The 11,752-nt window shown below is 55.0% G+C and carries 11 protein-coding genes and 4 tRNA genes; all 15 read right to left on the minus strand.

The window, feature by feature from the left end:
• Window positions 1-7: 7 nt before the first annotated feature.
• The 15 genes from rpoB to birA all read right to left on the minus strand — a co-directional run bounded on the left by rpoB (window position 8) and on the right by birA (window position 11,602).
• A complete protein-coding gene (gene rpoB / locus AC07N4_RS25495; protein WP_096823077.1) occupies window positions 8-4,081 on the minus strand; it encodes a DNA-directed RNA polymerase subunit beta in 4,074 nt (1,357 codons plus the stop codon).
• A 220-nt stretch (window positions 4,082-4,301) separates the two neighbouring features.
• The gene (gene rplL, locus AC07N4_RS25500; protein ID WP_007962228.1) at window positions 4,302-4,667 is read right to left on the minus strand and encodes a 50S ribosomal protein L7/L12; all 366 of its coding nucleotides are present in this window, start codon (window positions 4,665-4,667) and stop codon (window positions 4,302-4,304) included.
• A gap of 74 nt (window positions 4,668-4,741) precedes the next feature.
• Window positions 4,742-5,242, minus strand: a complete 501-nt coding sequence (gene rplJ, locus AC07N4_RS25505) for a 50S ribosomal protein L10 (protein WP_085613345.1) — start codon at window positions 5,240-5,242, stop codon at window positions 4,742-4,744.
• Between the two features lie 197 nt (window positions 5,243-5,439).
• Entirely contained in the window at window positions 5,440-6,135 is a 696-nt protein-coding gene (gene rplA / locus AC07N4_RS25510) for a 50S ribosomal protein L1 (protein ID WP_003186095.1), read from the minus strand.
• Window positions 6,135-6,566: a 50S ribosomal protein L11 gene (gene rplK, locus AC07N4_RS25515; protein WP_003228756.1), complete on the minus strand. Its 432-nt coding sequence runs from the start codon at window positions 6,564-6,566 to the stop codon at window positions 6,135-6,137. Before rplK ends, rplA begins: the two co-directional genes overlap by 1 nt.
• Before the next feature lie 117 nt (window positions 6,567-6,683).
• Window positions 6,684-7,217 (minus strand): transcription termination/antitermination protein NusG, encoded by a 534-nt coding sequence (nusG, locus tag AC07N4_RS25520; RefSeq protein ID WP_007957598.1) that lies wholly within the window; start codon window positions 7,215-7,217, stop codon window positions 6,684-6,686.
• A gap of 9 nt (window positions 7,218-7,226) precedes the next feature.
• A complete protein-coding gene (secE, locus tag AC07N4_RS25525) occupies window positions 7,227-7,595 on the minus strand; it encodes a preprotein translocase subunit SecE (protein ID WP_011063783.1) in 369 nt (122 codons plus the stop codon).
• A gap of 45 nt (window positions 7,596-7,640) precedes the next feature.
• A tRNA-Trp gene (locus AC07N4_RS25530) sits at window positions 7,641-7,716 on the minus strand.
• Between the two features lie 53 nt (window positions 7,717-7,769).
• Complete coding sequence (tuf, locus tag AC07N4_RS25535) at window positions 7,770-8,963, minus strand: elongation factor Tu (protein ID WP_024014521.1); 1,194 nt, start codon at window positions 8,961-8,963, stop codon at window positions 7,770-7,772.
• Between the two features lie 84 nt (window positions 8,964-9,047).
• A tRNA-Thr gene (locus AC07N4_RS25540) sits at window positions 9,048-9,123 on the minus strand.
• Between the two features lie 26 nt (window positions 9,124-9,149).
• Window positions 9,150-9,223 (minus strand) — tRNA-Gly (locus tag AC07N4_RS25545).
• 25 nt (window positions 9,224-9,248) lie between these two features.
• Window positions 9,249-9,333, minus strand: a tRNA-Tyr gene (locus AC07N4_RS25550).
• 143 nt (window positions 9,334-9,476) lie between these two features.
• Complete coding sequence (locus AC07N4_RS25555; protein WP_096823090.1) at window positions 9,477-9,902, minus strand: hypothetical protein; 426 nt, start codon at window positions 9,900-9,902, stop codon at window positions 9,477-9,479.
• Between the two features lie 7 nt (window positions 9,903-9,909).
• On the minus strand, window positions 9,910-10,659 hold the full coding sequence (locus tag AC07N4_RS25560; protein WP_102620890.1) for a pantothenate kinase: 750 nt from the start codon (window positions 10,657-10,659) through the stop codon (window positions 9,910-9,912).
• On the minus strand, window positions 10,649-11,602 hold the full coding sequence (birA, locus tag AC07N4_RS25565) for a bifunctional biotin--[acetyl-CoA-carboxylase] ligase/biotin operon repressor BirA (RefSeq protein WP_493066426.1): 954 nt from the start codon (window positions 11,600-11,602) through the stop codon (window positions 10,649-10,651). Before birA ends, AC07N4_RS25560 begins: the two co-directional genes overlap by 11 nt.
• Between the last annotated feature and the right edge of the window lie 150 nt (window positions 11,603-11,752).

Consider the following 11,752-nt stretch of genomic DNA (forward strand, 5'->3'; position numbering starts at 1 on the left):
TCACGTGTTATTCGGTTTCCAGATCGATATCGATGCCGAGGGAACGAATTTCCTTGATCAACACGTTGAAGGACTCGGGCATGCCCGGCTCCATACGGTGATCGCCGTCCACGATGTTTTTGTACATCTTGGTCCGGCCGTTCACATCGTCCGACTTCACTGTGAGCATTTCTTGCAGAGTGTAAGCAGCACCGTATGCTTCCAGTGCCCAGACCTCCATCTCCCCGAAACGCTGACCACCGAACTGTGCCTTACCACCCAGCGGCTGCTGGGTAACCAGGCTGTACGAACCGGTAGAACGCGCGTGCATCTTGTCGTCTACCAAGTGGTTCAGCTTCAGCATGTACATGTAGCCAACGGTAACTGGACGCTCGAACTTGTTGCCGGTACGGCCGTCGGTCAGCTGCATCTGGCCGCTTTCTGGCAGGTCCGCCAGTTTCAGCATGGCCTTGATTTCGCTTTCCTTGGCACCGTCGAACACTGGAGTGGCCATTGGAACGCCGCCACGCAGGTTCTTCGCCAGATCCAGGATTTCCTGATCGGAGAAGCTGTCCAGATCTTCGTTACGACCGCCGATCTGGTTGTAGATCTCGTCCAGGAAGGTACGCAGTTCAGCGACTTTACGCTGCTCTTCGACCATCCGGTTGATCTTCTCGCCCAGACCTTTGGCCGCGAGGCCCAGGTGGGTTTCAAGGATCTGACCAACGTTCATACGCGAAGGTACACCCAGTGGGTTGAGGACCACGTCGACCGGGGTGCCATTGGCATCGTGCGGCATGTCTTCAACCGGCATGATCACGGAGACCACACCCTTGTTACCGTGACGACCGGCCATCTTGTCGCCCGGCTGGATGCGACGACGGATTGCCAGGTAAACCTTGACGATCTTCAGCACGCCTGGAGCCAGGTCATCGCCCTGCTGCAGTTTGCGCTTCTTGTCTTCGAACTTGTCGTCCAGCAGACGGCGACGATCAACGATGTAGGCCTGAGCCTTCTCGAGCTGCTCGTTCAGAGCATCTTCAGCCATGCGCAGTTTGAACCACTGACCATGCTCAAGACCGTCGAGCACTTCGTCGGTGATGTCCTGACCTTTCTTCAGGCCCGCGCCGCCTTCAGCCTTGTGGCCTACCAGAGCGGAACGCAGACGTTCGAAGGTCGCGCCTTCAACGATGCGGAACTCTTCGTTCAGATCCTTGCGGATCTCGTCCAGCTGGGTCTTCTCGATCGACAAGGCACGAGCATCACGCTCAACGCCGTCACGAGTGAAGACCTGCACGTCGATGACAGTACCTTTGGTACCGGTAGGTACACGCAGGGAAGTGTCTTTAACGTCGCTGGCTTTTTCACCGAAGATCGCACGCAGCAGTTTTTCTTCCGGAGTCAGTTGGGTCTCGCCTTTCGGAGTGACCTTACCTACCAGGATGTCGCCTGCGCCAACTTCAGCACCTACGTAAACGATACCGGCTTCGTCCAGTTTGTTCAGTGCAGCTTCACCCACGTTCGGGATGTCCGCAGTGATTTCCTCTGGGCCAAGCTTGGTGTCACGAGCCACGCAGGTCAGTTCCTGGATGTGGATCGTGGTGAAGCGGTCTTCCTGAACCACACGCTCGGACAGGCAGATGGAGTCTTCGAAGTTGAAGCCGTTCCATGCCATGAACGCGATGCGCATGTTCTGACCCAGTGCCAGTTCACCCATATCGGTGGACGGGCCGTCGGCCATGATGTCGCTACGCTGAACGCGATCACCCTTGCTCACCAGCGGACGCTGGTTGATGCAGGTGTTCTGGTTCGAGCGGGTGTACTTGGTCAGGTTGTAGATGTCGACACCAGCTTCGCCGGTTTCAACTTCGTCATCGGCAACACGAACCACGATACGGCTGGCATCAACGGAGTCGATCACGCCGCCACGACGAGCCACGACGCAAACGCCGGAGTCGCGAGCCACGTTACGCTCCATGCCGGTACCTACCAGCGGCTTGTCAGCACGCAGGGTTGGTACAGCTTGACGCTGCATGTTCGAACCCATCAACGCACGGTTGGCGTCGTCGTGCTCGAGGAACGGAATCAGCGACGCTGCAACCGAAACTACCTGCTTCGGCGAAACGTCCATCAAGGTGACTTCTTCAGGCGCCTTGACGGTGAATTCGTTCAGGTGACGTACGGCTACCAGTTCGTCGATCAGGACTTTCTGGTCGTTCATGGTCGCCGAAGCCTGCGCGATCACGTGATCGGCTTCTTCAATAGCGGACAGGAACACGATCTCGTCGGTAACCACACCCTCTTTCACCACACGGTACGGGCTTTCGAGGAAGCCGTACTGGTTGGTGCGAGCGTAAGCAGCCAGGGAGTTGATCAGACCGATGTTCGGACCTTCCGGCGTTTCAATCGGGCAGACACGACCGTAGTGAGTCGGGTGTACGTCACGAACTTCGAAGCCCGCGCGCTCACGAGTCAGACCGCCAGGGCCGAGTGCAGAAACACGACGCTTGTGGGTAATCTCGGACAGCGGGTTGTTCTGGTCCATGAACTGCGAGAGCTGGCTGGAACCGAAGAACTCCTTCACCGCCGCAGCCACAGGCTTGGCGTTGATCAGGTCTTGCGGCATCAGGCCTTCGCTTTCGGCCATCGACAGACGCTCTTTGACCGCACGCTCAACACGCACCAGGCCAACGCGGAACTGGTTCTCGGCCATTTCGCCTACGCAGCGAACACGACGGTTACCCAGGTGGTCGATGTCGTCGACGATGCCTTTACCGTTACGGATGTCGACCAGAGTCTTCAGTACCGCGACGATATCTTCCTTGCACAGCACGCCCGAACCTTCGATCTCGGTACGACCGATACGACGGTTGAACTTCATCCGGCCGACCGCAGACAGGTCATAACGCTCAGGGCTGAAGAACAGGTTGTTGAACAGGGTTTCGGCAGCGTCTTTGGTTGGCGGCTCGCCTGGACGCATCATGCGATAGATTTCGACCAGCGCTTCCAATTGGTTGCTGGTGGAGTCGATCTTCAGAGTGTCGGAGACGAACGGACCGCAGTCGATGTCGTTGGTGTACAGCGTTTCGATGCGAACGACGCCGGCCTTGGCGATTTTCGCCAGGACTTCAGTCGACAGCTCGGTGTTGCACTCTGCCAGGATTTCGCCGGTAGCCGGATGCACGATGACCTTGGCGGTGGTGCGACCCAGGACGTAGTCCAGAGGCACGTCCAGCTCTTTGATCCCGGCTTTTTCCAGCTGGTTGATGTGACGGGCAGTGATACGACGACCCTGCTCGACAATTACCTTGCCTTTGTCGTCCTGGATGTCGAGGACTGCAACTTCACCACGCAGGCGCTGAGGCACCAGTTCCAGGCTCAGGGTTTCGCCCTTAACGTGGAATACGTTGGTGGTGTAGAACGCGTCCAGTACTTCTTCGGTGGTATAGCCGAGCGCGCGCAGCAGAACCGAGGCCGGCAGCTTGCGACGACGGTCGATACGTACGAATACGCAATCCTTCGGGTCGAACTCGAAGTCCAGCCACGAACCGCGGTAAGGAATGATGCGCGCGGAGTACAGCAGTTTGCCGGAGCTGTGCGTCTTGCCACGGTCGTGGTCGAAGAACACGCCCGGGGAGCGGTGCAACTGGGAAACGATTACACGCTCGGTACCGTTGATTACGAAGGTACCGTTCTCAGTCATCAGGGGGATTTCACCCATGTAGACTTCTTGCTCTTTGATGTCCTTGATCGCTTTGTTCGACGACTCTTTGTCGAAAATGATCAGGCGCACTTTTACCCGCAAAGGTACGGCGAAAGTTACACCGCGCAATACGCATTCTTTGACATCAAATGCCGGTTCGCCCAGGCGATAACCGACGTACTCCAGCGCAGCATTGCCGGAGTAGCTGATGATCGGGAAAACGGATTTGAAGGCCGCATGCAGGCCCACGTCGCGGAACTGATCTTTAGTCGCTCCCGCTTGCAAGAATTCACGATACGAATCCAGCTGGATGGCCAGGAGGTAAGGCACATCCATGACGTCCGGCAACTTGCTAAAGTCCTTGCGGATACGTTTTTTCTCAGTATATGAGTAAGCCATCAGCGTTCCCCAGCTTGGTCACCTGCTTGTTTGGCCCCTCCCGACGGGAGCAGCCAGAAAATCGTGCAAACCCCATGGTTTGCGCCACCGCATCGGGTGGTTACAGCTCGTTATCAGCACCGACCCAGTCGGCTGCCAATAACGGAAAAAGGCCGGTGGCAAGAGCCACCAGCCATCAGCCTGTCGCTTGACGCTCGGGCTGGAGGAGCAAAGTCGATACTTATTTCAGCTCGACTTTAGCGCCTGCTTCTTCCAGCTTCTTCTTGGCGTCTTCAGCAGCTTCTTTCGAAACGCCTTCAGCTACAACCTGAGGAGCGCCGTCTACTTTCTCTTTGGCTTCTTTCAGGCCCAGACCGGTCAGTTCGCGAACTGCCTTGATCACGTTAACCTTCTTCTCGCCAGCTTCCAGCAGAACAACGTTGAACTCGGTTTGCTCTTCAACAGCAGCAGCAGCTACAGCTGGGCCAGCCGAAGCAGCAGCAGCGGTAACACCGAAGGTTTCTTCCATCGCTTTGATCAGCTCAACGATTTCCACTACGGATTTCTGGCCGATTGCTTCGATGATTTGTTCGTTAGTCAGAGACATGACTCAATTCCTGAATTGGGGGACGGCCTACGCGACCATCGAAATAAACAAAAAACGCGAGAAGCTGACGAGCCTTAGGCTGCAGCAGCTTCTTTCTGGTCGCGAATTGCCGCCAGAGTACGAGCCAATTTGCTGGTAGCGCCTTGAATCACGCTCATCAGCTGGGAAATTGCTTCGTCACGGGTCGGCAGAGTTGCCAGAACGTCGATCTGATTAGCTGCGAGGAACTTGCCCTCGAACGCAGCTGCCTTGATCTCGAACTTGTCCTGACCCTTCGAAAACTCTTTGAAAATACGAGCAGCAGCGCCCGGATGTTCGTTCGAGAATGCGATCAGGGTCGGGCCGGTGAACACGTCGTTGAGGACACTGTATTGAGTGTCAGCAACAGCGCGCTTGAGCAGGGTGTTACGTACAACACGTACGTAAACGCCAGCTTCACGAGCCTCTTTACGGAGTCCGGTCATTGCGCCTACTGTTACGCCACGGGCATCAACCACGACAGCGGACAGAGCGACTTTGGCAGCCTCGTTGACTTCAGCGACGATGGCCTTCTTGTCTTCGAGATTAATTGCCACGGGTTTAACTCCTGCTTGTTACCGTTTCACTCGATCGAAACCGAATGTCGTTTTGGTGTCTGATTCGGTAAGGAACCGGGAGCACCATCTGCGTAGGCTTGAGGTTTAAGACTTGCGCCGCCTACGGTCTTGGATAGCCCCCGCCAGGCAGGGACCCCAATCTTTCGATTGGCACGAAAACTCGTGCCAATTTTGTCTTACGCGTCCAGCGAGCTCTGGTCGATAACCAGACCTGGGCCCATAGTGGTGCTCAGGGTAACGCGCTTGACGTAGATGCCTTTCGAGGAAGCTGGCTTGATACGCTTCAGATCAGCGATCAGGGCTTCAACGTTTTCCTTCAGCTTGACGGCATCGAAGCCGATCTTGCCAACGGAAGTGTGGATGATGCCGTTTTTGTCGGTGCGATAACGAACCTGACCAGCCTTGGCGTTTTTAACCGCGGTGGCTACGTCTGGAGTTACGGTGCCGACTTTCGGGTTAGGCATCAGGCCACGTGGACCGAGGATCTGACCCAGTTGACCTACAACGCGCATGGCATCCGGGGATGCGATCACTACGTCGTAGTTCAGGTCGCCGCCTTTCATTTCGGCAGCCAGGTCGTCCATACCTACACGGTCAGCGCCGGCAGCCAGAGCGGCCTCAGCAGCTGGACCCTGGGTGAACACAGCAACGCGAACGGTCTTGCCAGTGCCGTGTGGCAGCACAGTAGCGCTACGAACGACCTGGTCGGATTTACGCGGGTCTACGCCCAGGTTTACAGCAACGTCAAACGACTCGCTGAACTTGACAGTCGACAGCTCGGCCAGCAGTGCAGCGGCGTCTACAAAGTTGTAGGCCTTGCCTGCTTCGATTTTGCCGGCGATAGCCTTTTGACGCTTGGTCAGCTTAGCCATTACACACCCTCCACGTTAAGGCCCATGCTACGAGCAGAACCGGCGATAGTACGCACGGCTGCATCCATATCAGCTGCAGTCAGATCCGCGTTTTTGGTTTTCGCGATTTCTTCCAGCTGAGCACGGGTAACAGTGCCAACCTTAACGGTGTTCGGACGAGCGGAACCGCTGGTCAGACCGGCCGCCTTCTTCAGCAGAACCGAAGCAGGGGTGGATTTGGTTTCGAAAGTGAAGCTACGGTCGCTGTAGACAGTGATGATCACTGGAGTCGGCAGACCAGCTTCCAGGCCCTGGGTACGGGCGTTGAAAGCTTTGCAGAATTCCATGATGTTCACGCCGTGCTGACCCAGAGCAGGACCAACAGGTGGACTTGGGTTAGCCTGAGCGGCCTTCACTTGCAGCTTGATGTAAGCGGTAATCTTCTTGGCCATGAGGCACTCCAATTACGGGTTCGATCGCCTCGAAAGGCTCCCCGGTTACTTGCGCGTTTATCCCAGTGACGACAAAACCCCACAGCCTAGGGCTGCGGGGTTGGGATGCTTGTCCAGTTAGACCTTTTCGACCTGACTGAACTCCAACTCTACCGGAGTAGAGCGACCGAAAATGAGCACCGCCACTTGGATCCGGCTCTTTTCGTAGTTAACTTCTTCAACAACACCGTTAAAGTCAGCGAAAGGACCGTCATTGACACGAACGGTTTCACCTGGCTCGAACAACGTCTTCGGCTTCGGCTTGTCGCTACCGTCAGCAACGCGACGCAGGATCGCCTCTGCTTCTTTATCAGTGATTGGTGCAGGCTTATCAGCAGTACCGCCGATAAAACCCATCACCCGAGGAGTATCCTTGACCAAGTGCCAAGTACCCTCGTTCATATCCATCTGGACCAGCACATAGCCAGGGAAGAACTTACGTTCGCTTTTGCGCTTCTGGCCATTACGCATTTCAACCACTTCTTCAGTGGGAACCAGAATTTCGCCGAAGCCATCTTCCATGCCAGCCAGCTTTACACGCTCGATCAGCGAGCGCATTACATGCTTCTCGTAACCCGAATAAGCATGCACAACGTACCAACGCTTAGCCACGGGACACCCTTAGCCGACAATCAAGGAAACAAGCCAGCCGAGCAGGGAATCAAGCCCCCACAACAGCAACGCCATAACCAGAACAACAGCCACAACAATCAACGTGGTCTGCGTGGTTTCTTGGCGAGTTGGCCATACGACTTTACGAATCTCGGTGCGAGCTTCCTTAACCAGTACAAAGAAAGACTTGCCCTTGGCAGTCTGCAGGCCTACAAAGGCAGCTACAGCAGCAATGACAAGCAATGCGAGTACGCGGTACAGGATCGGCGAAGCAGAGTAATACTGATTGCCTACAACGCCAACAATCACCAAAGCGACCACTACAAGCCACTTAAGCAGATCGAAGCGAGAGCCTTGAGCTTCAGCCTTAGGAGTCATCTATGAAGATCCTGTGAAAAGAAAGCCAGACACACCGAGTGAATCTGGCAGGTCAGGAGGGAATCGAACCCCCAACCTACGGTTTTGGAGACCGTCGCTCTGCCAATTGAGCTACTGACCTAAAACAAAATCAGGCCGACCATTATGCCGGCCTGAAAAATACATTACAACTACTTACTCGATGATTTTGGCTACGACGCCAGCGCCGACGGTACGACCGCCTTCACGGATAGCGAAACGCAGACCGTCTTCCATCGCGATGGTTTTGATCAGGGTAACAGTCATCTGAATGTTGTCACCTGGCATTACCATTTCAACGCCTTCTGGCAGCTCGCAGTTACCAGTCACGTCAGTAGTACGGAAGTAGAACTGTGGACGGTAGCCTTTGAAGAACGGAGTGTGACGACCGCCTTCTTCCTTGCTCAGAACGTAAACTTCTGCGGTGAACTTGGTGTGCGGCTTAACCGAACCCGGCTTAACCAGAACCTGACCACGCTCAACGTCGTCACGCTTGGTGCCACGCAGCAGAACGCCGCAGTTCTCGCCAGCACGACCTTCGTCCAGCAGCTTGCGGAACATCTCAACACCGGTGCAGGTGGTGGTGGTGGTGTCACGCAGACCAACGATTTCCAGAGCATCTTGAACGCGAACGATACCGCGCTCGATACGACCAGTCACAACAGTACCGCGACCCGAGATCGAGAATACGTCTTCGATTGGCATCAGGAATGGCTTGTCGATCATACGAACTGGCTCAGGGATGTAGGTATCCAGAGTCTCAACCAGTTTACGAACGGCAGTGGTGCCCATTTCGTTGTCGTCTTTGCCTTCCAGCGCCATACGAGCCGAACCGATGATGATCGGAGTGTCGTCGCCTGGGAAGTCGTAGGTCGACAGCAGGTCGCGAACCTCCATCTCAACCAGTTCCAGCAGCTCAGCGTCGTCTACCAGGTCAGCCTTGTTCAGGAAAACCACGATGTACGGAACGCCTACCTGACGGGACAGCAGGATGTGCTCACGGGTTTGTGGCATCGGACCATCAGCGGCCGAGCAAACCAGGATCGCGCCGTCCATCTGGGCAGCACCGGTGATCATGTTCTTCACGTAGTCAGCGTGACCTGGGCAGTCAACGTGAGCGTAGTGACGAATAGTCGAGTTGTACTCAACGTGCGCGGTGTTGATGGTGATACCACGAGCTTTTTCTTCTGGAGCGCTGTCGATCTTGTCGAATTCAACTACGGCCGAACCGAAAACTTCGGAGCAGACGCGAGTCAGAGCAGCGGTCAGAGTGGTTTTACCGTGGTCAACGTGACCGATAGTTCCGACGTTGACGTGCGGTAGGGAACGATCAAATTTTTCCTTAGCCATCGATATCACCCCTCACAGAAGAAATAAGCAAACAACCCTAGCCATTAAAACAAAGGCAGATATTTTCATATCTGCCTTGTTATATGGAGCTCTTGAGCGGATTTGAACCGCTGACCTCACCCTTACCAAGGGTGTGCTCTACCAACTGAGCTACAAGAGCGTAACACTTTGCACAACCTGCAAACTTGGAGCGGGTAGCGGGAATCGAACCCGCATCATCAGCTTGGAAGGCTGAGGTTCTACCACTAAACTATACCCGCGGAGCCTGCAGCTCACGCTAAAATCTGGTGGAGGGAGAAGGATTCGAACCTTCGAAGTCGTAGACGTCAGATTTACAGTCTGATCCCTTTGGCCGCTCGGGAACCCCTCCTAATCAGGCCGGCATTCTATACTATGCCAAACCCTTGTCAAGCATTTTCTCATTTAAAAACCTGAGGTTAGCTGCTTTGACATCACCCTACCGCTTCAACCTTTTCAGGTCTTCGCTGTGGAGCGGGCGCCATTCTATGCAAACTATTCCGCAGGTGCAACCCCCTCGCACAGCATTATTTTGTGTTTTAACTCATTGAATTCCTTGGAAAGGTTTTGCAACTGAGTATCACCCAGGAAACGCTGGGTTTCAGGCGTGATTCGGAACCAATATGCATTGCTGGAAAGGTCTTTCGGCAAAGGCTGAGCTTTCGCACCAAGCTCACTCAGGCGCTGTTCCAGCGCCTGCGCAGTTTCAGGACGACCCGAACCACCTATATATAGACACTGCCCATCAGCCTTCGCACCTCGCGAGGCATCACCAGCCTCACTCAGCAAACGGATATCCTGCTGCGAACCACGATAAAGACTGAGAGGCGTGACGTCCTTTGCACGCAATGGAGCCTCCTGTTGATGCCAGACGTAATAAAACACATTGAGTACCAGAAGCAGGAGAAACAACCAACGCATACAAACCTCAGGACAAAGGACATGCCATAGCCAAACCTACGAACACCAAATCGGAAACGACCCGAGCCTCAGGCGCGACATCCGACACCAACTCGGCATCACCACCCGTGATGAAGACACTGAAGCTTTCACCCCAGTAGGAGCGCGCCATCTCCAACTGCGTCAATACGAATCCTCTGAGCATCAACGAACAGCCACGCTCCACCGCCTCGACCGTATTGCGCCCAGGAGCGTGACTCGCCAATGCCCGTTCCGCCGCCAGATCGCCATAGCGAATCTTTCGAGTATGCGTACGCAATTGATTGCGCATTAGCGGCATACCAGGACCAATGAAGCCTCCCAGGTGCTCACCATCCGACGAGATGAAATCAGCAGTCACCGCTGTCCCGAAATCGAGAACCAGGCACGCCCCACCAGCCAGATGAAAACCACCGAGCATCGCCAGCCAACGATCAAGGCCTAAACGCTCGTAGTCTTCGTAACCATTTTTGACGCCGGACATTTCGCGAGCAGGTGTCGCACAGACAACGGAAATATCGAACTCACGCTTGAGAAAACCAATCAGCAAATTGGTCTCATCTTCAGTTCTCACACTGACAAGGCGGCATTTGCCGAGAGACAATTTATCGAGCGAACGAAGGCCGCTGACCAATGCCTCATCGGAGTCGACCACCCCTTCCGCGACCAGGGCACCTGCCTCGGCATCCAGCACCCGCCACTTGATAAAACTGTTTCCGCAATCAAGCTCAAGAATCATCACGCAACCTCAAGCTGAGCTCACCACCACTAAAGACTTTCTCCACGCCATCCACCTTCAGCCGTAGCGCACCTTGATTATCGATCCCCAGCACCACGCCATCTATCTGATTGACACCCGCCGTGAGAGAAACCGGCAGTCCCTGCCATAAGTGATTCGCTTCCCACTCCGCCTGAAGCGCAGAGAAACCTCCTGATTGATGACGCTGCAGATAAAGCTGCAACTGCTTGCTCAGCTCAACCACCAGAACATTGCGATCACAAGTTTTTCCCGACTCGAGCCGTATCGAGGTCCATTGCTGATCAACCTCGTCAGTGGCCTGCATGTTCACGTTAATGCCAACACCCAGCACTACATGACACACGTCTGCCGGATCTCCGACCAGTTCCAGCAAGATCCCGGCGATTTTTTTGCGCCCAGCCAAAACGTCATTGGGCCACTTCAGCCCCGCACCCGACACCCCAAGCGCACGGAGGGTTTGCATGACCGCGAGACCGACAACAAGACTTAGTCCTTCAAGTTGACGCATCCCACCATCAATACGCAATACGAGACTGTAATAGAGGTTCTCGGCAAACGGACTTACCCATTTGCGACCTCGACGACCACGTCCGGAGATTTGCCGTTCAGCCAGTACCAGAAAGGGCGCCATTTGACCCCGATCAACGGCACGCAGCGACTCTGCGTTAGTAGAGTCGATGGAGTCGAAGACACTCACAGGCCAGCCGGCAAGACTTTCCTCTATCTTGAGCGAGTCAAGCAACTCCAGTGGTGAGGCCAACTGGTAGCCCCGCCCCCGGACTTTATGTATGGATAGCCCAAGCTCAGCCTCCAGGTGTTGAAGCTGCTTCCACACTGCACTTCGACTAATTCCCAGGGCAACTCCCAGAGCCTGACCGGAATGGAATCGCCCATCCTTCAGAAGGTTCAACAACGTCAGCATGCAGGTCTCGCCTCGGAATGAGGCCCGAATAATAGCCATGCACCGAGCTGTTGCATAGAATTCAAACAACCCGCTTTCCTGCGGGCAAAACAAAACCCCAACTGCTTTCGCAATTGGGGTTTCGGAATTTAATCTTGACGATGACCTACT

Source organism: Pseudomonas sp. GW821-FHT09E04 (assembly GCF_059416185.1).

Bases quoted from the DNA above. Each gene is read 5' to 3' on its own strand.
- rpoB (WP_096823077.1), bottom strand. From the start codon at position 4,081: ATGGCTTACTCATATACTGAGAAAAAACGTATCCGCAAGGACTTTAGC.
- rplL (WP_007962228.1), bottom strand. From the start codon at position 4,667: ATGTCTCTGACTAACGAACAAATCATCGAAGCAATCGGCCAGAAATCC.
- rplA (WP_003186095.1), bottom strand. From the start codon at position 6,135: ATGGCTAAGCTGACCAAGCGTCAAAAGGCTATCGCCGGCAAAATCGAA.
- rplK (WP_003228756.1), bottom strand. From the start codon at position 6,566: ATGGCCAAGAAGATTACCGCTTACATCAAGCTGCAAGTGAAGGCCGCT.
- secE (WP_011063783.1), bottom strand. From the start codon at position 7,595: ATGACTCCTAAGGCTGAAGCTCAAGGCTCTCGCTTCGATCTGCTTAAG.
- tuf (WP_024014521.1), bottom strand. From the start codon at position 8,963: ATGGCTAAGGAAAAATTTGATCGTTCCCTACCGCACGTCAACGTCGGA.
- AC07N4_RS25555 (WP_096823090.1), bottom strand. From the start codon at position 9,902: ATGCGTTGGTTGTTTCTCCTGCTTCTGGTACTCAATGTGTTTTATTAC.
- AC07N4_RS25560 (WP_102620890.1), bottom strand. From the start codon at position 10,659: ATGATTCTTGAGCTTGATTGCGGAAACAGTTTTATCAAGTGGCGGGTG.
- birA (WP_493066426.1), bottom strand. From the start codon at position 11,602: ATGCTGACGTTGTTGAACCTTCTGAAGGATGGGCGATTCCATTCCGGT.